This is a genomic window from Ruegeria sp. YTSA168 (assembly GCF_059610045.1).
This window is the reverse complement of sequence record NZ_JBXWMW010000007.1, coordinates 135,145-158,172: the sequence shown is the minus strand read 5'-3', so window position 1 is coordinate 158,172 and position 23,028 is coordinate 135,145. Positions and strand designations below refer to the sequence as shown.

The following is a 23,028-nucleotide window of genomic DNA, read 5'->3' as shown; positions in this document are numbered from 1 at the left end:
ACAGTTTCTGAGGCGACATTGCGTATATTACACGAAACACCGGGGTCGGATCTGGATTGGAAGGTCAGAGCACCGCTGATCGTGGAGACACCATCTGGTGCGGTAGTCGCGATTGAACGCTGGTCGCTCGCGGGGCTGGAATGGCCGGACGACGCGCCTGAATGCCCTAAAACCGCAACGCTTAGCGTTCCCTTTCAAGGCGTAGATATCCGTTTCCCGGTACGTTTGTCGAAGCCAGGTTCCAACGCAACAGTACAACTGGAAGGTTTGAGCGGTCGGCAACGCGAGACGCTGGCTCTGTTTTATCGCTCTCTGTTGTCTGGACGAATGGCCAGCAGCGCAGATGTGATAACCTGCCTCGACACTCCGGTTGATTTGGTGCCGATGGAGGAAACGGAAGGCGAACAATCCCCAAAACCTGCGAGATTTCTTCCACGGTCTCTGCATGTAGCACTCAATGTGGCGACCTATCTGCTGATCGCAGCGGCGGTGATTGGCGTTATTGGAAACAACATTTTCACCAATTTGGACCGAATTGACATTCAACACGGGCGCGTGCTGGCCCCAATGATCCCTTCTTTCCCTTCAGCCAACGGCTACATCGAACACATTGAAGTCGCGGTCGGGCAAGAAGTAAGTGAAGGTGATCTACTTTTCTCGATGGGTGACGCAGACGCTGTGGCGGCCCTCAAACGCACCGAGACGGAGTTGGCACTTGCACGCACCGAGCACGTCAATATCACTGAGGCCTTGAATGATCTTAGGGCCCAATCTGGCTCGGAGGTATTGGCCGAACGGGTCGCAGCAGCCATGCGCTTCTATGCAGAGTTTGTACAAGACGGCGGGTTTGATGATATGCGGCGTCAATGGCTCAGCCTTCGTGCGCGCAACCCTGCGCTGGCGCAATCGGTTGATCCAGTATTGATCGTAACAAACTTACTTCAAGCTGAAGAACGCAATCGCGCGTCCGCAGTAGAGTCGTTGGAAGCAACAAGAGAGGCTCAGCAACAGAAAATAGAAAACAATCACGTTCGCGCGACAACAGACGGGATTGTTCAGGATTTAATCGTTCGGAAAGGCCAGCCGTTTGGTGGCACAGCAGACGAGTTGGTCTTTGAGACGGCTGAGCCTCGTATGACGATCGGATGGGTGTCGGAACGGTTTGCTGAAACAATCTATATCGGTATGCCCGCAACGATTGGCTTCAATGAGAATGGGAAAAAGATCACCATTCCCGGTGAGGTCTGGGACGTACGCGCCGGGGATAACCCTGAACGACCTGGAGAGTTCGGAATCATTGTCACGGTTCGCGCAATCGGTCTGTCCTCGAAACAAACAAAAACCCAATTGCGGTTGGGAGCCCCGGTCAATCTGGAAGCAAAGCGACAGTTGGGTACACGCTTCCGCGCCTGGTTAAAGTCCATGGACCCGCGTGTGGGTCGATCCCATGACTGAATACGAGTTCGACAAGGATCTGGCACGGCGACTAAGGGAACTGCAAACAGATGTTCCCAACTATTTTTGCAAGTGGTCACTACCGCAGTTCACTCTGTTCTTGCTCCTGTTAATGGGCCTGCTCTGGCTGTTGGCCAACGTACCGAACCGGTTCTTCAACCCGAGTGTTTTGCACGTCACAATGGTACTTGGAACACTTGGGTTCTGGCGATTTGGCTGGTGGTTTACCCATGCTTTAAGGGCTCAGATTTATGCGAAAGCCAAATGGCCGGGAATGCGGCGTCGGGCGGACTCAATTTGGGATGCTGGCTGGCGCCCCAAACACCTCCATATCCAGATGACGACTTACTTTGAGGAGCCCTCCATCACAAAACGTGTTGTGGGGTCCATGCTTGGGCAAATCCGCCGCGAACGGATTCCGACGACGATCTATATCGGCACAGGCAGCGCATATGACGAGCAGATCATTCGCGACTTTGTCGAAACCTACGCGCAGGATATCCCGGATGATCTGGCGACCCTAGTATTTATCCGTCAGAACCAGCCGGGCAAGCGAATGGCGATTGGTCTGATCCTGCGAGCGATCTGCAGATCCGGGGCGTCACCGGATGATCTGGTGATTTTCATGGACGGAGACGCCCTGTTTGGTGGGGATGTTCTACGCAAAACCCTGCCAATGTTTGCAAGCGACCCAGAGTTGCAGGCACTGACCACAGATGAAGAGGTCATATGCTACGGACCGGCTTGGATCGCCAAATGGCTGGACATGCGGTTCGCGCAACGCCGTCTTGCGATGCAAAGCCATGCCTTGTCGGGTCGTGTTTTGACACTGACGGGAAGAATGAGCGTATTTCGCGCCCGGCATATTCTGGACGAGAAGTTCATTCGCACCATCGAGGCAGATCATCTGCATCACTGGCTTTGGGGCAATTTCCGGTTTCTGTCCGGGGACGACAAATCAACCTGGTATCGTCTGCTGAGCGTGGGCGCAAAAATGACCTACGTGCCGGATGCTACAGTCTACACGATTGAGGTCATCAAAGAAAACGGCCTCATGCGGATGGTCCAGAATTTCCGCCGATGGTCAGGAAACATGTTGCGGAACGGAAGCCGCGCAATCGCACTTGGGCCGACAGCAATGCCCTTTTTTATCTGGTGGTGTGTCGTTGATCAAAGGATCGCCATGTGGACCATGATGGTCAGTCCGGTCATGGTCGTCGTTGGCAGTATGGTTGCGCCGGGTTACTTCTGGAACTGCATCATCTGGGTGCTGTTTTCGCGGATCGTGCTATGCCTGTTCCTGTTCGGGTACAGCAGGCGCGCTGATATGAGTTGGCCATTCATCCTGTATCTCAACCAAGTGATAAACGCGACGGTCAAGATCTACATGATCTTTCACTTGTCCAAGCAGAAATGGTCGAACAGAGGCAACCAAAGCTCGGGTGGTGGATCGGGCTTTGCCGAGACGCTTAAAAGCGGTTTTGCCAAGTTCCAGATGGCTACGGCAATCCTGACATTTCTAACCGCAATCCTTATCTATGTTGGTCTGATCGAGATGCCGTTCGGCTAATAGACATATCCTTTCGATAGTGAATTTAAGCCTATGATACACAGCAATAAAAGCGAGGATCGATAATCTGAAATCAGACTTGAAATGAAGAGGTTTCACATGATTCAACCAATTATCCTTGCTGGCGGTTCCGGCACCCGTCTATGGCCCGTCTCTCGAAAGAGCTATCCAAAGCAGTTCGTCGAACTGGATGGCGATCACAGCCTGTTTCAGAAAACCGTTGTGCGTGTGGCCGAGCCTGGATTTTCTGCACCACTGATCGTCACGGGAGAAGACTACAGGTTCATCGCCCAACAACAATTGACAGATATTGATGTCGAAAAATCTGAACTGATCGTGGAACCTGTTGGCCGCAATACCGCTGCTGCGGTTCTGGCAGCGGCTTTGCGATACAAAGAAGAGCCGGAAACGGTCCTGCTTGTCCTGCCCAGCGATCACGCGATTGAGGATGTATCCGCGTTCCGTCGAACGATGATGCGGGCGGAGAAAACAGCCAAACGCGGTAAGATCGTGACTTTCGGGATCAAACCCGATCATGCCGCGACGGGTTTCGGCTACCTGAGGGTTGCTGGCGGGTACCAAGGGTCGCTGCTGATTTCTACGTTTGCGGAAAAGCCCGATGCTGAAACCGCGAAGGGCATGTTGGAAAGCGGTGACTGGCTGTGGAATGCCGGAATGTTCATGTTCAGGGTCGATACCGTGCTAAAGATGTTTGAATCACACGCCCCTGAGATGTCTGCACCGGTCGAAGCGTCCTTGGCCCTGGGTCAGCAGGATCTGGGTTTCTACCGACTGGATCAAAACGCCTTTTCCCGCTGCCCGAACCTCTCGTTTGATCATGCGGTGATGGAGCATGTCGAAAACGGTGTCGTGGCTTTTGGATTGGACTGCGGGTGGTCCGATCTGGGCAGTTGGAAATCGGTGATGGAGCAAGGGCAAGTAGATGATGGTGCGAATGTCACTTCTGGAAACTCGACAGCAATTGATTGCCGCGACAGCCTCCTGAGGTCGGAAAACCCGGACATCAAGTTGGTCGGGCTGGGTTTGAAAGACATCGTTGCAGTTGCGACCGATGATGGAATTCTGGTCGCGGACATGTCGCACAGCGCAGAAGTTGGCAAGGTTGTGGACGAGTTGCGGAACGAAGGATCTGACCAGGCCGAGATGTTTCGTCGGTGTCATCGTCCATGGGGCTACTACGAAACCCTATCTCTGGGGCCTCGGTTTCAGGTCAAACGGATCATGGTTCTGCCCGGCGCCAAGCTGTCCCTGCAAAGCCATGTTCACCGAGCTGAACACTGGGTTGTCGTCAGTGGCTCAGCAAGCGTGACGGTTGGTGATAAAGTCAGCCTGCTTTCCGAGAATGAATCGACCTACATCCCGCTGGGTGCTGTCCACCGGTTGGAAAACCCGGGGAAGCTGCCTTTGCATCTGATCGAAGTTCAATCGGGCTGCTACTTAGGTGAAGACGACATCGTGAGATACGAGGACATCTATGACCGTGTCGCTGTAGCCTAGATTCAATTGCACCACCCTCCTAATGACTGGCCCGCGTGGATTTCCACGCGGTTTTTTTTTCTCTCGTATGGGGTTGATGACCATTCGTATATGTCCGGCGTCATTTGCGCGCCGCGGATAGTCTGCCGATACATTTCATCAAATTATCAGTGCGTTACCTTGGATTCAAATCGGAGGTAAGTCTATGGAACTCAGAAAAATTACTCAGAATGACGCCGAAATTGTCATACCGGTGTCTTCGCAAAAATCCCGGATCAGTGTTGTCGGGTTGGGCTATGTTGGTGCCGTATCAACTGCATGTTTGGCTTCTCTTGGGCATCAGGTTGTAGGTGTTGACATCGACCCTGACAAAGTGACTCAGATCGCGCGCGGTGAGAGCCCGATCCACGAAGAAAATCTTGGTTCAACTCTCAAACAAGGTGTTCAAAAGGGTCTGATCTCTGCAACGGACGATCTGAGCGCAGCTGTACGCGAAACCGAAGTTACCTTTGTGTCGGTAGGAACACCAACCGCTCCGGACGGGGGCTGCGACTATAGCTATATTGAACAGGCGGCCCGTTCGATGGCAGTTGGCCTTTGCCAAAAAGATGGATTCCACATCTTTGCCATGCGGTGTTCAATTCCGCCCGGAACCACGATGAACGTATTGGTCCCGATCCTTGAGCGGCTTTCAGAAAAGAAGATGGGCCAGGACTTTGGGGTGTGCTTCAATCCTGAGTTTCTGCGGGAAGGTGTCGCCATAGATGACTTCCATAACCCTCCGAAAACAGTGCTTGGCACCAACGATTTTCGCACGGCGGAAGTCATGAAGCGCATCTTCGCACCGGTTGATCCAAATCCCATTTTGACAACAGTCGAAGTGGCTGAGACTATCAAATATGTCGACAATGTATGGCACGCGACCAAGGTTTGCTTTGCCAACGAAGTCGGCCGCTTGTGCAAGCCGCTCGGTGTGGACAGCCACGCAGTTATGGATGTCTTTACCCAAGATACAAAGCTGAACCTGTCCCCTTACTATCTGAAGCCGGGCTTTGCTTATGGTGGCTCGTGCCTGCCGAAAGAAGTGCGGGCGGTTACACATATCGCTGAAGAACTGGGTGTCGAACTGCCCATGATCGGCAACCTTGACCGCTCAAACCGGGAGCAGATCGAACAGGCGACCGAGATGCTGCGAAAAACGGGGGCCAAGCGCGTTGGGGTTCTGGGGCTGGCTTTCAAACCCGGCACCGACGATCTGCGCGAAAGCCCTATTCTGGAAGTCATGGCCGAGCTCCATGCCGAGGGGGTGGAGTTGGTCCTGCATGATCCGGCGGTGACAAAAGAAACCCCTCTGAGTGGGTTGCAAGCCTACATGCATGACGCGGGCTCTGGCATTCGAAGCCTGGCGGGATCCATCAAATCGATGCTTTGCGACAGCATAGAAGACGTGATGGAACAGGCCGAGGCTGTCATCGTCTGCCACCGCAACCCCGCTTATCAGAACGCCGTTTTCAGTAAACCGGAGATGCCGGTTGTGGATGTGGTGCGCTTGTTTCCCGAGAACCCGGTGAACCGCCGGATCGACGGCATCGGTTGGTAATTCATTATTCCAAATAGCTGAAAGTAAGAGGTGAAATGATGCCTGTGGTATCTTCAAATGTAATCTCAGGAACGGGTTTGTCCGATCAACTAGTTGGCGGAAGTGAGCAAGAGACCTTGATAGGGCTTGCCGGCAACGATGAACTCCAAGGGCAAGCTGGCGATGATGTGTTGCACGGTGACTATGCAGAGGCAAACTTGCTGGACGGCACGGAAGGTGCTGTCAGTTTTTCCGACTACGCCGCGAACGGCGATTGGGGATTGATTGATCTTGCAAACGGCCACCAGCAGATGGAGCAGCAGATTACGACTGAAGCGGGCGGGGTCTATGAACTGAACCTGGATCTCGCGACAAATTTTGCTGCAGGTCGTTCCGGGGCTGCCGTCGAAGTGCTGGTCGATGGTGAGGTTGTCGCAGAGTTTTCTTCTCAAAGCGGTGCCTTCGGATCTCATTCCGTTCAATTCACAGCTGACGATGACAGCTCGACCATTACGATCAGATCGATTGATGTGTCAGGCAGCGGTCCAACAATTGATACGTCCGGTCCTGCGTTTCACTATGACAAGGATGTCGAGATTGGTGGGCAAACCGTGACGGTTTCCGCGTTCGCCGATGGGCAATCAAATCTCTATCAGGTTCTGAATGGAACACTGCATGTGTTTGATGTCGAAACTCAAGCCTATGAAATGGCCGGCGTCGAGGGCACCGTCAATGTGAACTCGATGGGTTACAATACAGAAGACGACCTTCTGTATGCCATCGCAGTAGGTGACGGAGTGGATTCACTGGGGCAGGTGGTGAGCCGCTCTGATTTGGTGATGCTGGACGCCGAAGGACACAGTTACCGTGTGGGCAGCACACCGTATAGGTCTTGGACTGGAGACTTTGATGATCAGGGCAACCTTTGGTCTTTCCAATCCAGCATGGACCGTATCGCAGTCATTGATGTTGATCAGTTCGATGCGGATGGAAACCCGGTAACCACGGTATACAAATTGCCATCCGATCTTGTGGATTTTAAAGTCTACGATGTTGCGTTCGACGCGGCCTCACAGTCGTTCTATGGTGTCTCTCGCCCAAGTTCCGAAGGTGCCGATACGATTATGTTAGTCGTCGACATCTCTTCAGGCGAACCCGAGTTTCGAACGGTTTCAGTTACATCGACCGTGATCAACGGTGAAGTCATAAACGGAGCCCCGTTAATGACGTTTGGAGCTGCAATCATTGACGCGGATGGAAACCTGTTTGTTGGTGGCAACTCGGGCGATCATGACATGGATGACTCGACACCTGCAACAGGCGCCATTTTCCAGGTCATCGTAGATGATGTGACCGGTGAGGCCAGTTTGCACCTTATCGAAGAAGCTCCGAAATCGTATTCGAATGATGGTGCCGCCGACCCGACGGCAACCAGCCCATTTGCGCCTGTCGATTTGGAGGCGAGCGTCCTGGTGAAGGATCTAACACTTGTCGCGACCACCGAAGGCGCGTTGAGCTACGATGATGACCTTTCAGGCAATGCTGGTAGCGATGCCCTATACGGTGGGATCGGCACAGACACCCTAACAGGTGGTAGTTCAGGGGATGTTCTCGAAGGAGATGACGGCAACGATCTGCTGCACGGTGGAGCCGGCGTCGGTGCCGCCAGCGGCATTGTCTCGCAATATGACGACGACGGTGTGCGATACGACCAGTTTGGCAATGTTCTTACGGAAGACGATGACTCGTTGTTCGGTGGGCTGGGTGACGATCACCTTATGGGCTCGGCTGGGCACGACATGCTGGATGGTGGCATCGGCAATGATATCTTGGACGGTGGTTCAGGCTTTGACATTCTTATCGGTGGCTTGGGCGATGACACACTGCGCGGTGGATCCGAAGCTGACACATTGCAAGGTGAAGACGGCCAAGACGTTATGGACGGTGGCTCTGGAAATGATGAAATGTTCGGTGGCACAGGCGACGACCAAATCGATGGTGGATCGGGCGCGGACGTGCTGAACGGTGGAGATGGCAGCGATAGTTTGTCAGGCGGGTCCGGTGATGATTTTCTGTCTGGAGATGACGGGAACGACACGCTGTCCGGAGGATCTGGCAACGATGACCTGGATGGCGGTGTGGGCGACGACAGCCTCTCAGGAGGCTCCGGTAGTGATACCGTGATAGGCGGTCTCGGCTCTGATACTTTGGATGGCGGTTCCGGAAACGACACCTTAGCTGGCGGCGAGGGTTCCGACACGCTGAAGGGCGGTTCCGACGATGATGAGTTGATCGGTGGCGCTGGTAACGATTATCTCAATGGTTCCAGCGGTGACGATGTTCTGGACGGAGGTTCAGGGAAAGATCGGCTTTACCTTGGTGCAGGGGACGATCACGCAAGCGGTGGCGCTGATGCGGACAGGTTCATTTTCCGCAATGAGGATCTGGATGGGTCGACCGATACGATCACTGACTTTTCGCTAAGCGATGGTGATTTGCTCGATCTGCGTGGTCTCAACCTGGATAGCGGTGGTGCTGACACGTTGGACTGGTTCAATGCCAACTCTGAAATCGTGGGTGGAACCGATGTGTCCGTCGCTTTGTCAGTCGATACTACGCTGATCCTTGAAGGCGCAGCTGCGGATTACGATCAACTCTACGACTATTTCCTATTCTGAGGTCCCAACCTCCGGGCCCGGGTCACTCGAATCCTGCATCCCGCGCGATGAGAGCAGCCTGGGTCCGGTTTTTTGCATTCAGTTTCTTGCAAAGCGTCCGCACGTGTAGCTTGATCGTAACTTCCTGAAGATCCAACTCGCGCGCGATTTCTTTGTTGGATTGCCCTCGGCACAATCCGCGCAGAACCTGTTTTTCCCGCTGGCTGAGCTGACGGGAAAAATCGCTTTCTTTGACGTCACCATCCATGCTTAGAACGCTGGCCGGTACGAAGGTTTCACCAGCGATCATAAAGCGCACTGCGTTGACCAGGGATTTGGCGCCCATAGTCTTGGGCAAAAAGCCAACGGCACCCATTTCAACCGCTTGCTGCGCTATTTTGTTTGGCGCTGTTCCGCTCAAGATCGCAAATGCTTGTTCAGGGAATCGGGTGATTGCATCGGACAGCCCGTCGATTCCGTTCATACCCGGCATTTCAAAGTCCAAGAGGACGAGATCGAATGGATCTTCGGATAACAGTGTTTTCATTGCGGCTGTGTAGTCGGGCACGGCTACGACTGCCGCGCGCCCCTCGGTTTCGAGGTAGGAGGAAATCGTGTCACGAACCAACCCGTGATCATCAGCCAATAGAATCCGCATCGATATGGGTAACCTTGAACAATTGCTTTTATCCGATTGTACCGCACCCGGTATAGTTGAACCATACAAAGGGTTACTATTCGCCAGACTTTGTGAAGCCATGTTGTTTCCCTAAACTCTTGCTCTGTCACACTGGCCGGCTGGATCTCTTGACCAAAGCGGCGCTCACCTTGATGGCATGAATGGGGAACGCGAATGCGTGCAAATTAGGTTGATTATCTGACCTTTGGCGCGATGACCTATCCTAAAGTATAGCGGTCTATCCTTTTGCACCTGAGATTGTTTCCCGGACGCATGTCAAAACCCAATAGCAAAGTCGCAACTAAAAACGGGCACAATCTCGCATGTTCAAAATACTCAAATCACTTTGTGTCATGCTTGTCGTATCACTTGGTACATCGACACTGGCGGATGAAGTCGTCCTCACAGTTTCTGGCGATGTGGGTTCCAACGACGGTCAGAACATTTGGGCATTTGACAGGAAGGCCCTTGAGGCACTGCCCGGTCAGTTAATCGAAACAACGACGATCTGGACCGAAGGTATGCAAAGCTTTGAAGGCGTTCCCCTCAGTGTTTTATTGAACCATGTTCAGGCGGAAGAGGGGACCATACGCGCGGTGGCGTTGAACGACTACGCTGTCACCATCCCAACCAGCGATGCAATAGAAGGCGGCCCGATCGTCGCTTACTCGCGTAATAGCCGCGCAATGTCGGTTCGCGATAAAGGACCTTTGTGGATCATTTACCCTTACGATGCTAACGAAGCGTATCAGTCCGAAGAAATCTATGCCCGCAGCATTTGGCAACTCAATCGATTGGAAGTCGTTGCGCAGTAGGGATCAAGGAGAAGGCCATCGATACACAAGCGCCTTTCATAAACATGAAGAGATGGCCGATATTCGCGTTCATAGGCTTGCTGATTGTAGGCCTTGTGATCGTATTTTCCCTTGGGCGCGAGGTTAAGACAGATCTCGATGCCCTCGCTACGTCCAAAACGGACAACGTAAGCTGGCTGATGTCCCAGCTCGAAGTCGAGCTTCTTAGGCTTGAGGTTGCGGTCATTGATGCTTCGGCAGACCCAGATGTTGATTTGTCGGCCGTCCGGAAACGTTTCGATATCTTCTACAGCCGCGCGGATACTTTGTCCGGCAGCGCACTATTTTCATTCTTGCGAGAGGACGCGGCGGCAGAATCCGTCCTGCGGGCAACCGAAGACTTCAAATCCCGGCTGATTCCGTTGATCGATGGGCCGGATCGTCAGTTACGGGTGGGGCTTCCTGAGTTGCGAATGCAAATTCAGGCACTGCGCCCTCAAATTCGCGAACTTGCCCTTGGCGGAATTCAAGGATTTGCGCAGGAAAACGCAAACCGACGTGCTGAGTTGGCTGGAACGCTGATCCGATTGGCTTCATTACTTGTCGTGCTTTTCGTTGCGTTGCTTTTTGCCTTTGCAATCCTCGTGAAGTTGTTTCGGCAAGGGCAGTTGTTGGCTCGCCAAAGCCAGTCGGCCAGCAATCGGTTTGAGGCGGCCATTACATCTTCTTTGGATGCGGTTTTGGTCGTCGACACGTCGGGTCGAATCCTGGAGTTCAATGGCGCCGCCGAAGATGTTTTTGGATATAGCCAAGCCGAGGCAATCGGTGCTGATATGGCTGAGCTCATCGTTCCTGAGCACCTGCGTGACCTTCACAGCAAGGGTATGGCGCGATTTCTGGAGACCGGAGAGCAAAAGGTCATCGGCGCTGGTCGTGTGCGGCTGGAGGGTTTGCGCAAATCGCAAGAGACGTTTCCGGTCGAGCTGTCGATTTCCCTTGCCGAAACCGCTGGAGAGCGGGTTTTTGTTTCATTCCTTCGGGATATCACCGAAGACCTTAAGGCCGAGGAAGATTTGCGCACCGCACGAGACAAAGCTCAGGAAAGTGAACAGGCCAAATCTGATCTTCTGACCGTGATGAGCCACGAGATGCGTACTCCGTTGAACGGAATACTCGGGTCTGCCGAACTGATTGATCGGAGCAATCTGACGGATAGGCAAAAGCGGCATCTTCACTCAATCGAAGTGTCCGGCAAGCTATTGCTTTCGCATGTAACCGATGTTCTGGATTTTTCTCGCGTGGGCTCTGGCACTGCTTTGCGCGACAAATCCAATTTTGACCTATGCAAGGTCGTGAGGGAGGTGGCGGATAGCCTCGCAGCAAATGCCGACGCGCGTGGCAACACTCTGAAAGTGGATGTCCTATCTGAAGAGCTTTGTGATGTTCTTGGATACAGAACGGCGCTGCAGCAATGCCTAGTGAACCTCCTGGGCAATGCAATCGAGTTTACGCGCGACGGTTCAGTCTCCATCGAAGTTGAAAGACTTCAGCATGACGATCTGGTCGAGTTTCGAATTGCAGATACCGGGGTGGGGATATCACCTGAATACCTCGATGTTATCTTCGATGAATTTGTCACGATCGATACAGCCTTTGCGCGAGATGCAAGCGGAACAGGACTAGGGTTGGCTATCACCAAAAGATTGGTTGAGGCGATGGGAGGTGACATTTCCGCCGACAGCGTACTCGGCGAGGGAAGCCTGTTCTCCATGCGGCTGCCTTTGCCAGCATCCAGACCTGACGTGAAAAACGAACTGGATACTTCCGAAATGCCACAGGCAAACGTTCAACACGGTTTGAAAGCGCTGGTGGTGGACGACAACGCAATCAACCGGATGATCTTGACGGACATGCTTGCGGATATTGGCTTTGAGGTCGTCGAAGCCGGAAATGGATATGCTGCCTTGGAAAGACTCGGCGTTGAGCCTTTCGACGTACTTCTTCTGGACATTAGCATGCCTGGAATTGATGGCATCGAAACACTCGGCAAAGTTCGTGAACTGAATGTCGGCTGGCGCAATTTGCCAGCTATTGCAGTCACGGCCCATGCGGCCCCTAAAGATCACGAGGTCATACTGGCGGCTGAATTTCAGGGGCTGCTGGTTAAACCCGTTCCAGTAGCTGCTCTGCAATCTGAACTGGCTAAGGTTGTGAAGTTGCAAAGGATTGGTGCCTCAGAGCCAGAGAATGAATTTCGGAACCGTTTTGGCGGTGACAAATTCCGCGAAGCGTGCAAGGAACTGAAGAACGAAGTCGTTGATCTTATTGATAGTCTAAATAATTCCAATGGCTTAGACAATGTACATCGGCAAACGGTGCATAAACTATGTGGCTCTGCTGCGATACTCGGCCAAAACGACCTTTGGTCTAAGTTGAATGACATCCAAAACTGCACCCCGCAGGAATGGGACGACGAGAAGGCTACTTTCTTGAGGGATTTGCACCGGGAAGCCAAACATTGTCGTTGAAGTTCAGTTTGCTGGCTACGGCCTACAATTCTCGCAGTTGCACTCGAATTGGCGGAACGTAGCGAAGCGATATCGGCAGTACGGTTGAGGTTTGTCAGATGAGAATTGGCCTAGATTTTGAGTGATTTAGATACGATTTGTGCCGATGAGGGCGATCAAAAACCAGAATAGAATCTTTCGGTAGCTCCAACGCGATGGAAAGCCTTTGAGTCATTCGATTTTTTATGGGCGCACGGGTTTTGCCATTTGCGACTCAAAAGCCTTCCACAACATGGGTACTTTTAGAAAACCGTCATTACTCGAAATACGGTGAAAGCTGGGAAAGCGTCTACGTCGAACTTCAGCACGAAATGAAGTCGGTCATGTGATCAAATATACTTGCCCTTCAAGGAAGGAGACACCGAACGACGGGATTTCAGAAGAGAATACAGTTTCAATTGAACGTGTTCAGAGGATCAAACCAAATCCCGAGCCTAAATTTAACCAAGTTTTGCGTTTTATTCTTCAATCCTGAAACCAATTTCAAGCATCTGCTTTAGACAGTTACGGCCTGCAACAACTTATCGCGTGTCACGTCTTCCCTAGTGCCGTTGATCAAGACTTCTCCGCGTCGCAACACGATAAATCTGTCGGCAAGGTCATAGGCAAAGCCAAAGTATTGCTCCACCAAGATGATTGCCATTCCGCTCGTGGTTCTGAGGTGCCGGATGACTTCGCCTATCTGTTGGATGATGTTGGGCTGAATACCTTCGGTCGGCTCGTCCAACAGCAGCAGGCGTGGCCGCGTGATCAGTGCCCGCGCGATCGCCAGCTGTTGCTGCTGACCGCCAGAAAGGTCACCTCCGCGACGGTTTTGCATCTGTTTGAGGACCGGGAACATATCAAAAATTTCGCTTGGGATGAAATGCTCGCTGGCTGGCAGACAGGCGTACCCCGTTTCAAGGTTTTCGCGAACTGTGAGCAAAGGAAATATTTCACGACCTTGTGGAACATAAGCCACGCCTTTCCACGCCATTTGATGAGCAGGCAGGACACCCAAAGGTTTCCCGTCCAGTTCCAGATTGCCACCCGAGCGCGGATGCGTACCTGATATTGCTTTCATCAGGCTGGTTTTCCCGACACCATTGGTCCCCATGACACAAGTCACTTCACCTTGTCTGGCTTCTATGGAGATCCCGTTAAGGATCTGCGAATGCCCATAATGTAAAGTCAGATCATTCAGCTTCAGCATTGTTTAGCGCCCTAGATAAACGTCGATGACGTCCTGGTTAGATGTGACGTGATCAAGACTGCCTTCAGCCAAGGCGGACCCTTCGTGTAAAACCGTGACTTTGCAATTCAGGCGTCGGACAAATTCCATATCGTGTTCCACCACGACAACGGCACGGGTTCTGGCGGCTTGTACCAGTAAGTCGGTGGTGTGTTCGCGCTCCTGCGGTGTCATGCCGGCGGCAGGTTCGTCCACCATCAAGAGTCGTGGTTCCTGGGCCAGCAGCATGCCAATTTCCAGCCACTGCTTTTGACCGTGGCTCAGTTCACCAGCTTTGCGGCTTAGATTTTGATGCAGACCGATTTCGACGGCCAGATCTTCAACTTTCTGCAAATCGTCAGTGGTGGTTCGATAGAAAAGCACGTGAAGCCAGCCACGTTTGTTCTGAAGCGCCATCAGTAGATTTTCGTGCACGGTCTGGTCTTCGAAAACCGTTGGTTTCTGAAACTTCCGCCCGATCCCAGCCTGCGCAATTTTTGCTTCGGACAGTCCCAACAAAGATACGGATTTCTCTCCCCAGATGACACGCCCTTCATCGGGTCGGGTTTTACCTGTGATGATGTCCATGAACGTAGTCTTGCCGGCCCCGTTTGGGCCGATCACTGCGCGAAGCTCGACCTCGCCGATCTGGAACGACAAGTTGTTGATAGCTCGGAAACCGTCGAAAGTGACAGAAACACCGCTAACCTCAAGCAACGTGTTCATTCCATGGCCTCCTTCTCTCGCAGGGCGCCGTCATCCGGTCCCAGATTTGCCCCATGCCTGTCCGGGTGGCGGCGGTATGTCCACAAGTCGAACAATCCTCCGATGCCCTGCGGAGCGAACAACGTAACCAACACGAAAGTTACGCCCAGTAGCACCTGCCACCAATCAACCCATTTGATCGTGTAAAATCCAAGAGGAATATCCGGGGCCTGCCCGCCCGTGAACCACGTGCTCAGCAGGCTGACAAAAGCTGCGCCAATCACCGCGCCGTACAAGCGGCCCCGCCCGCCGATGGCTACCCAGACGGCCAAATAGATCGAGGCGATGGGGGCCATTTCCTCGGGGTTGATGATGCCCGCTTGCGGATAATAGAGCGCGCCCGCGATTGCGGCGATGCAAGCCGTAAGGGTGAAGACAGCCAACTTGTAGACCTCGACCGAATAGCCGAGGAACCGAACCCGCGCCTCGTTGTCTCGAATGCCACGGATGACCGAGCCGAACTTGCCCGACACAAGCCACGCGGCCAGCAAATAGCCCAGCCCCAAGGCCAGCGCCGAGGCCCAGAGGAACCAGATCGACGCCACGTCCTGCGAGGCGGAGACACCGGGCAGGTTCTGCAGGCCGGACAAGCCGTTGTTGCCACGCAAGCCGCTGTCGTTCTGGAACAGGTACAGTGCCAACGCCAGCGTCATGGCTTGGGTCAGGATTGACAGGTATACACCCGACACTCGGCTGCGGAAGGCAAACCAGCCGAAGATGAATGCCAACAGACCGGGCAACAATACGACCATTATAAGTTGCAGGGTCAAGCTATGAGAAAAGGCCCAGATCAGCGGAAAATCCGTTGAACCGACCACGCCGAAAATCTGTATACCAATGGCGTCCACGACCTCAGACGGGGTAGGAGGGATTTCGGCCTGCGATAGCGACTCGACCACGATCAGGCGCGTGCGTTCGTACATCAGCCACATGCCGATCATGTAGCCGCCCAGCCCGAAAAAGGCGAAGTGGCCCAACGACAGGATGCCAGTGAAGCCCCAGACCAGATCCATCGCCACTGCGATCAGGCACAGGCACAGGGCTTTGCCCAGTGTTTTAACGAAACTGGTCGAGATTACGCCGATCCCGAAACCCTCGGACAGGATGGTCACGCTCAGGGTGAACAGGGACAGGATGGCAAGAAAGATCAGCACGGATGGGTTCTTGGAGATAAAGCTGCGTTCCATGGCTCAATCCCCCGCCGCGCGGCCCTTGAGGGCGATGATGCCCCTTGGCCGGAACTGGATGAAAATGATGATGAAGATGATCATGTAGGTTTGCGCCGCGAGGGTGTTCGATGGGTTGATCCACTCGATCCCTTTCTGCAGGAAGCCGATCATTCCGGCACCCGCCAGCGCGCCCCAGATGTTGCCGACACCGCCGACAACGACGGTCATGAAGCTTTGTACGATATAATCGTTGCCCAAATCTGATGTGACCTTGGCAAAGAGGCCGATGGCGACACCCGCAATCCCGGCGATGCCCGAGCCCAGCCCGAAGGTCAGCATGTTCACCCGCCCCGGATTGATCCCCATCGACCCCGCCATGCGCGGGTTCTGCGTCACCGCGCGCATCTCAAGCCCCAGCCGGGTCCGTTTCATGATGTAGAGGAACAGCCCAAGAAAGATCATAGCCAGCACAAAGATCGCGATGCGGATGTAGCTGATCGAGACCACATCGTTCAGCACCCACGCCCCGTTGAGCCAGCCTGGAGCGGTCAGCGGACGAGCCTGTGTACCAAAGATGTTCTTGGCCAGTTGCTGCAGGGCAATTGAGATACCGAACGTCGCCAGAAGTGTCTCCAGCGGCCGGGCGTATAGCCAGCGGATCACCAACCTCTCCATTGCGACACCCATGGCAAATGTCACGGCAAAGGCCATGGGGATTGCCACGACGATCGAAAGCGTGTGGTCAGGGATAAACTGTTGCACCACGTAGCCTGTATAGGCGCCCATCATAATAAACTCACCATGGGCCATGTTGATCACGCCCATCACGCCGAAGGTGATGGCCAGACCAATGGCGGCGAGGAAATAGATCGACGCCAGTGAGATCGCGTCCAGCGTCAGGTCGAGTGTTTGGTTCAGGCCGACCTTCAGTTCGATCTGTTCCAGAGTTTTCTCGGCTGCTTCGGTGACCTCAGCAGACGACTCACTGTAGGTCTCGAAGAATACATGCGCGTTTACTGCAGCGTCGATGTCTGCGTCCGTGAATAAGGCTGGCACAAGCCCGGCCTCTGCCAGAGAGGCATACGCACGCTCGCGCATTGCATCTGAACTCAGTTGCGCGACGGGAATATCACCTACACGACCACCGACAATGTTAGTCGATAGTGCCGCTCTGATATCTTCCGCTGAAACACGCGGTGGGGCGAGGTTTCCCGCAACGAGCAAGTCATATGCTTCGTCGGACGTTAAGACTTCTGAGCCCGCTTCAAGAATAACTGCGACGTTCAGATCCGTGGGCAATTCGAGAGCGGCGTGCCGGGAGGTGACGACCAAAGGGTTCAAAGCGGCACGAACATCTACGCCCAGATCGCCGGACATTTCTTCGATTGCGGCCACGCGGGCTGCGGTATTTTCGTCAAATCCAATCGTCAGCAATCGTTCAAGCCGCTGTTTTTGCGCTTTCAATTCCGTGTCCGGTTCATCGTCTATCGAAGCCCGCAGCGGCTCTAATAGTGCACTTTCGGGATCACGCTGAATGGATTGCAGGGCCGCCAGCCGCTTCGCGCGGTTGGGATCGGTCAGTTGGAACTGCACCAACGCTGTCCCAATCATCGCGCGGATACCGCTGTTGGGCTTCAACTGCTTAAGCTCGGACTTCACGAAGGTGCCGACGATCTCACCTGTATCGAAATCGGTCAGTTCATACGACCGCCCCTCACCTTTCTGGCCAGCGAAGAACAGACCGTCAGACTTGCGCATCCACATGTTTTTGGCGGCCCAGGTCTCAAGCATTTCTTGCGCCTGAGGCAAACCGCTTGACGCAATATCATCAATCGCCGGTTTGATCGTCTTACGCGAGCTTTTGGCGATGATCTCCTGATGCTCTTGCAGGATCGGTTGCAGACCGACCTCTTGAGCGTTGGCAGTCAGGCAGGCGCACAGGATTGCGAGGCCCGCAAGGAAAAGTCGTACCATGTGGTGAAACCCGAATGTCTTTTGTGGCAAGGCGGGCACACAAACCCGCCTTGCGTGGTCTGTTAATAGTTCGACAGGGTCTGAACGCAGGTCTTGGTCTCTGTGTTGTACATACCGCAACCCAGCTCTTTCCAATCAGAGACCAGCACAGCCGACTCCGGAAGGAAATCAGTCCACGCGTCACCCGGAACGACGTCGGTTTCGCTGATGATATCGAACTGGCCGTCTTCCTGAATCTCACCGATCAGAACCGGTTTCGCCAGGTGGTGGTTCGGCAACATCACAGCAGTGCCACCGGTCAGGTTCGGGAACTCCTGCCCGTACATTGCGGCGCGCACGGCATCGACTTCGGTCGAACCGGCCTCGGTCGCGGCGTTCACCCACATGTTGAAGCCGATGTAATGCGCCTCCATCGGGTCATTGGTCACGCGCTCGTCGCCCATGGTGGCTTTCCAGGTGTCCACGAAGTCCGCGTTGGCTTCGGTATCCGCCGACTGAAAGTAGTTCCAAGCGGCAAGGTGGCCGACGAGGTTGGTGGTATCCAAACCGGACAGCTCTTCCTCGCCGACCGAGAAGGCTACGACTGGAATGTCGTCCGCCGAAACGCCAGCGGCGGCCAGTTCCTTATAAAAACCGATATTGGCGTCACCGTTGATGGTCGAGATCACACCGACTTTCTTGCCATCCGCGCCCAGCGCGACCACATCAGCCACGATCTTGGACCAGTCGGAATGGCCGAAAGGTGTATAATTGACGAAGATGTCGCCATCAGCAATACCCTTTTGTTTCAGGTAGCTTTCAAGAATATTGTTGGTGGTCCTGGGGTAGACATAGTCTGTGCCGAGTAGAGCGAATTTCTCGACCCCCAGTTCCTCCAGGAGATAGTCGGTGGCCGGGATGGCCTGTTGGTTCGGAGCCGCACCGGTGTAGAACACGTTTTTCGATGACTCTTCACCTTCGTACTGCACCGGGTAGAACAGCAGACCGTTCAACTCTTCGATGACCGGCAGAACCGATTTGCGGCTGACGGACGTCCAGTTGCCAAAGATTACATCCACCTCATGCACGGTAAGCAGTTCGCGCGCTTTTTCAGCGAACAACGGCCAATCCGATGCAGGATCCACCACGACCGCCTCAAGCTGTTTGCCCAGCAGGCCACCCTTGGCGTTTTGCTGGTCGATCAGCATCAGCATGGTGTCTTTCAGCGTGGTTTCTGAGATTGCCATCGTGCCCGACAGCGAGTGCAGTACGCCGACTTTAATCGTGTCTTCAGCCGAAAACGCGGCGGTGGCCAAGGCAGCAAAGACAACCGATCCGGCGAGCGTTGATTTGAGCAAATTCATGTATTCCTCCTGGCGGGGCCGGGAGAGAGGGCTTGCGCAATGGCGCACTCTTCTTCTACCTGATCCCCGCAACTGTTGTTGCGTTCCGTGTGGCGGTTGTGTTCGAGGTCCAATTCGCGCAGCCGTCACACACCCCCGGTTTGTTTCCGCGGTGGCACCCATACGGTTTCTGCATTGCAGCATAACTGGCAACTTTCGTTTGCATCAATTCTGGAAATCAATGGGATGTGCCCATTTATTAATCTCGGGCTGACGCCACTGTCTAAAATTTAGCCGCACGACGTGGAAATATACAGATTTCGACACTGTAGATTAGAGTTCCGACGCCCCAACGGAGAAACAAGTGGCACGATCCGACGCTCTAAAGGTGCCCTATTACTCAAGCTGCAGTCATATTGCCCACGCACAGCGCAGTGCCGCCACGCGCTGCGGGTGCCGTCAGCTTGAGCACCAAGAAACTAGGCAAAAAGACGGTGCTGGACACGCTTCGCCAATCCGGATCATTTAAATGCCTGTTTCCCAGAACCACGACGTCTGATCTTGATGCGGTTCTTCTAAATACAGCAGGCGGCGTAACCGGAGGCGATTCATTCCGGTTTTCTGGAAAGGCGGCGGAAGGCACCGCGCTGACTCTGACAACGCAAGCCTGCGAGCGGGCTTACAAGGCCCTACCCGACGAATGTGGTCAGATTGCCAATCATCTGACAGTTGAGGTCGGAGCCCGGCTGAACTGGTTGCCGCAAGAGACCATCCTGTTCAATGGCAGCGCATTGGATCGACGCCTCAGGATCGATATGGCGCCGGATGCAGAGATGCTGATGGTCGAACCGCTGATCTTCGGACGCGCCGCCATGGGTGAGACGCTGACCGACATTCGTTTGCGCGATCAGATTGAGCTTCGGCGCGCAGGGACGCCGGTTTTTTTGGATGCGATCCGATTCTCTGGTGACTGGCACAAGCATTTGTCCCGGTCGCATATTGCGAACGACGCGGGAGCGATGGCGCTGATTGTCTTTGCGTCAAAGGCAGCCGAGGGTCTTCTGGAATCTGTTCGCCAATTGCTGCCCGAAGACGCCGGGGCGACCCTGCTCGGCAGTGACCTGCTCGTCACGCGGGTTCTGGCCGAAAACAGCTTTACCCTTCGCCGAACATTGATTCCGGTTCTTCGCAAACTGAACAAAGACACCCTCCCCCGATGCTGGATGCTCTGACATGAACCTGACACCTCGTGAAAAAGACAAACTGTTGGTCGCCATGGCCGCCGAGGTCGCCCGAAAACGGCTGGTTCGCGGCGTCAAACTGAACCACCCCGAGGCTATCGCCCTAATCACCGACGCCGTGGTCGAGGGCGCGCGCGATGGACGTTCGGTCGCCGACATGATGCAGGCCGGTGCTGAAGTGATCACCCGCGACCAATGCATGGAAGGCGTGCCCGAGATGATCCACGAGGTGCAGGTCGAAGCCACCTTTCCGGATGGCACCAAGCTTGTGACTGTCCATAACCCTATTCGCTAAACATCAAAGGAGTTCCCAATGTACCGCATGCTGTTTCCCGCCCTTATTCTGGCTGGCCCTGCCATGGCCCATTCGGACACCCATGTTCACGCCCATGGCAGCGATTATACCCTGCTCGCAGCTGGGCTGACATTGATCGCTGTCATCGCTCTCACAGTGATAATGAAACTGCCAAAATGATCCCGGGTGAGATCATACCCGCCGAAGGTTCACTGACGCTCAACGCAGGACGCAGCAGTCGTCTTGTTGTTGTCGCCAATACCGGTGATCGACCCGTGCAGGTCGGTAGTCATTACCATTTTGCCGAAGCGAACTCCGCCTTGGATTTTGATCGCTACGCGGCCTTGGGAATGCGATTGGACATCCCGGCAGGTACTGCCGTGCGATTTGAGCCGGGTCAGACTCGCGAGGTTATTCTGGTGCCTTATGAAGGGCGCCGCCACATCTACGGTTTCAATATGCACATCATGGGGGCTCTGAAAGATGCCGGGCAAGATCAGCCGGAGTGACTACGCCTCCATGTTCGGCCCCACGGTCGGCGACAAAGTACGATTGGCTGATACCGATCTGATAATCGAGGTCGAGAAAGACCTGATCGTTGAGCACGCAACGGCCGCGCGCTTCAGCGAAACCGGCCACCGCGAAGACGTTTATGGCGAAGAGGTCAAGTTTGGTGGCGGCAAAGTCATTCGTGATGGTATGGGACAATCTCAGTTCACACGCGCCGAAGGGGCCGTGGATACGGTGATCACCAATGCGCTGATCGTCGATCATTCGGGGATTTATAAAGCGGATGTGGGGCTGAAAGACGGGCGTATCGCCAAGATCGGCAAAGCCGGAAATCCTGATACGCAGCCTGGTGTAGACATCGTCATCGGCCCCGGCACCGAGATCATCGCAGGCGAAGGACGCATTCTGACCGCAGGCGGATTCGATAGCCACATCCATTTCATCTGCCCACAACAGATCGAAGACGCGCTGCATTCCGGCCTGACCACTATGCTGGGCGGCGGCACCGGTCCGGCGCATGGGACGCTGGCGACCACCTGCACCCCCGGCCCCTGGCATATCGGGCGGATGTTGCAGGCGGCAGATGCCTTTCCCATGAATCTGGCCTTTGCAGGCAAGGGCAACGCCTCATTGCCCGCAGCGCTTGAGGAACAGGTCAGTGCTGGGGCCTGCGCCCTGAAACTGCATGAAGATTGGGGCACGACCCCTGCCGCTATCGACTGCTGCCTATCGGTGGCTGATGCGATGGATGTGCAAGTGATGATCCACACCGACACGCTTAACGAATCTGGATTTGTCGAAAACACCGTGGCCGCCACGAAAGGCCGCACGATCCACGCCTTCCACACCGAAGGCGCTGGCGGAGGCCATGCCCCGGACATCATCAAGATCTGCGGCGAGAACCACATTCTGCCGTCTTCGACGAACCCGACGCGGCCCTTCACCGTGAACACAGTCGAGGAACATCTGGACATGCTGATGGTCTGTCACCACCTCGACAAATCTATTCCCGAGGACGTAGCCTTTGCAGAAAGCCGCATTCGGCGTGAGACAATCGCAGCCGAGGATATCCTGCACGACATGGGTGCGTTCTCAATCATCGCGTCTGACAGTCAGGCCATGGGTCGAGTTGGAGAAGTCTTGATCCGCACGTGGCAAACCGCTGACAAGATGAAGAAACAGCGCGGGCGTCTACCCGAGGAAACCGGTGAGAACGACAACTTTCGCGTCCGCCGCTATATTGCGAAGTACACCATCAACCCGGCCATTGCACATGGCCTGAGCCACGAGATTGGCAGTATCGAGGAAGGCAAACGCGCTGACCTCGTCCTGTGGAACCCAGCCTTTTTCGGCGTTAAGCCCGAGATGGTTCTGCTGGGCGGCACGATAGTCTGTGCGCAGATGGGTGATCCCAACGCGTCGATCCCTACACCGCAGCCGGTTTATAGTCGCCCAATGTTTGGCGCTTACGGACGGTCGGTGGAAAACTCAGCGCTCACATTTGTCTCGCAGGCGGCCCATGCGGATGGGATCGGTGATACACTGGGATTGGCAAAGCAAACCGTCGCCGTCCAAAACACACGAGAAATTGGCAAGCAGAATCTTCTGCTGAACAACGCGACACCGCATGTCGAAGTTGACCCGGAAACCTATGAGGTGCGCGCGGATGGCGAGTTGCTAACCTGTCAGCCTGCCGAAGTTCTACCGATGGCACAGCGATACTTCATGTTCTGATTAAAAATTA

General features: G+C 54.4%; 18 protein-coding genes. 12 read left to right on the top strand and 6 right to left on the bottom strand.

What is annotated here, in order from left to right:
- Positions 1-18 precede the first annotated feature (18 nt).
- The 5 genes from AC2FFE_RS14275 (at position 19) to AC2FFE_RS14255 (ending at position 8,779) form a co-directional block, all read left to right on the top strand.
- The gene (locus AC2FFE_RS14275) at positions 19-1,455 is read left to right on the top strand and encodes an HlyD family secretion protein (protein ID WP_496819764.1); all 1,437 of its coding nucleotides are present in this window, start codon (positions 19-21) and stop codon (positions 1,453-1,455) included.
- Positions 1,448-3,025, top strand: a complete 1,578-nt coding sequence (locus tag AC2FFE_RS14270; protein ID WP_496846955.1) for a glycosyltransferase — start codon at positions 1,448-1,450, stop codon at positions 3,023-3,025. Before AC2FFE_RS14275 ends, AC2FFE_RS14270 begins: the two co-directional genes overlap by 8 nt.
- A 99-nt stretch (positions 3,026-3,124) precedes the next feature.
- Positions 3,125-4,543 (top strand): mannose-1-phosphate guanylyltransferase/mannose-6-phosphate isomerase, encoded by a 1,419-nt coding sequence (locus AC2FFE_RS14265; protein WP_496819766.1) that lies wholly within the window; start codon positions 3,125-3,127, stop codon positions 4,541-4,543.
- Between the two features lie 184 nt (positions 4,544-4,727).
- Positions 4,728-6,122, top strand: coding sequence for a nucleotide sugar dehydrogenase (locus AC2FFE_RS14260; RefSeq protein ID WP_496819767.1), 1,395 nt, complete (start codon positions 4,728-4,730; stop codon positions 6,120-6,122).
- 77 nt (positions 6,123-6,199) lie between these two features.
- Entirely contained in the window at positions 6,200-8,779 is a 2,580-nt protein-coding gene (locus tag AC2FFE_RS14255) for a calcium-binding protein (RefSeq protein ID WP_496846954.1), read from the top strand.
- Between the two features lie 22 nt (positions 8,780-8,801).
- Here AC2FFE_RS14255 and AC2FFE_RS14250 read toward each other — a convergent pair whose 3' ends face one another.
- Complete coding sequence (locus AC2FFE_RS14250; RefSeq protein ID WP_496819919.1) at positions 8,802-9,416, bottom strand: LuxR C-terminal-related transcriptional regulator; 615 nt, start codon at positions 9,414-9,416, stop codon at positions 8,802-8,804.
- A gap of 344 nt (positions 9,417-9,760) precedes the next feature.
- On the opposite strand from AC2FFE_RS14250, the gene AC2FFE_RS14245 reads away from it, so the two are divergent.
- Complete coding sequence (locus AC2FFE_RS14245) at positions 9,761-10,252, top strand: putative pterin-binding protein (RefSeq protein ID WP_496819770.1); 492 nt, start codon at positions 9,761-9,763, stop codon at positions 10,250-10,252.
- Between the two features lie 179 nt (positions 10,253-10,431).
- On the top strand, positions 10,432-12,759 hold the full coding sequence (locus tag AC2FFE_RS14240) for an ATP-binding protein (protein WP_496846953.1): 2,328 nt from the start codon (positions 10,432-10,434) through the stop codon (positions 12,757-12,759).
- A 535-nt stretch (positions 12,760-13,294) separates the two neighbouring features.
- Here the strand turns inward: AC2FFE_RS14240 and urtE are convergent.
- The 5 genes from urtE to urtA all read right to left on the bottom strand — a co-directional run bounded on the left by urtE (position 13,295) and on the right by urtA (position 19,259).
- Entirely contained in the window at positions 13,295-13,990 is a 696-nt protein-coding gene (gene urtE / locus AC2FFE_RS14235) for an urea ABC transporter ATP-binding subunit UrtE (protein WP_496819772.1), read from the bottom strand.
- 3 nt (positions 13,991-13,993) lie between these two features.
- The gene (gene urtD, locus AC2FFE_RS14230; RefSeq protein WP_496819774.1) at positions 13,994-14,734 is read right to left on the bottom strand and encodes an urea ABC transporter ATP-binding protein UrtD; all 741 of its coding nucleotides are present in this window, start codon (positions 14,732-14,734) and stop codon (positions 13,994-13,996) included.
- On the bottom strand, positions 14,731-15,960 hold the full coding sequence (gene urtC, locus AC2FFE_RS14225; RefSeq protein ID WP_496846952.1) for an urea ABC transporter permease subunit UrtC: 1,230 nt from the start codon (positions 15,958-15,960) through the stop codon (positions 14,731-14,733). Before urtC ends, urtD begins: the two co-directional genes overlap by 4 nt.
- A gap of 3 nt (positions 15,961-15,963) precedes the next feature.
- The gene (gene urtB, locus AC2FFE_RS14220) at positions 15,964-17,916 is read right to left on the bottom strand and encodes an urea ABC transporter permease subunit UrtB (RefSeq protein WP_496846951.1); all 1,953 of its coding nucleotides are present in this window, start codon (positions 17,914-17,916) and stop codon (positions 15,964-15,966) included.
- Positions 17,917-17,978: 62 nt separating this feature from the next.
- Positions 17,979-19,259 carry an urea ABC transporter substrate-binding protein gene (urtA, locus tag AC2FFE_RS14215; RefSeq protein ID WP_496819779.1) on the bottom strand — a complete coding sequence of 427 codons (1,281 nt, stop codon included), beginning with the start codon at positions 19,257-19,259 and terminating at the stop codon, positions 17,979-17,981.
- A gap of 443 nt (positions 19,260-19,702) precedes the next feature.
- On the opposite strand from urtA, the gene AC2FFE_RS14210 reads away from it, so the two are divergent.
- From AC2FFE_RS14210 to ureC, 5 genes are read left to right on the top strand one after another with little or no spacing between them, the layout of a single operon-like run.
- Complete coding sequence (locus tag AC2FFE_RS14210; protein WP_496819781.1) at positions 19,703-20,470, top strand: urease accessory protein UreD; 768 nt, start codon at positions 19,703-19,705, stop codon at positions 20,468-20,470.
- Between the two features lies 1 nt (position 20,471).
- A complete protein-coding gene (locus AC2FFE_RS14205; protein WP_496819783.1) occupies positions 20,472-20,774 on the top strand; it encodes an urease subunit gamma in 303 nt (100 codons plus the stop codon).
- An 18-nt stretch (positions 20,775-20,792) separates the two neighbouring features.
- Positions 20,793-20,954: a hypothetical protein gene (locus AC2FFE_RS14200; RefSeq protein WP_496819784.1), complete on the top strand. Its 162-nt coding sequence runs from the start codon at positions 20,793-20,795 to the stop codon at positions 20,952-20,954.
- A complete protein-coding gene (locus AC2FFE_RS14195; RefSeq protein ID WP_496819785.1) occupies positions 20,951-21,283 on the top strand; it encodes an urease subunit beta in 333 nt (110 codons plus the stop codon). The genes AC2FFE_RS14200 and AC2FFE_RS14195 overlap by 4 nt, the downstream gene beginning before the upstream one ends.
- The gene (ureC, locus tag AC2FFE_RS14190) at positions 21,258-23,018 is read left to right on the top strand and encodes an urease subunit alpha (RefSeq protein WP_496846950.1); all 1,761 of its coding nucleotides are present in this window, start codon (positions 21,258-21,260) and stop codon (positions 23,016-23,018) included. Before AC2FFE_RS14195 ends, ureC begins: the two co-directional genes overlap by 26 nt.
- The last annotated feature ends 10 nt before the right edge of the window (positions 23,019-23,028 follow it).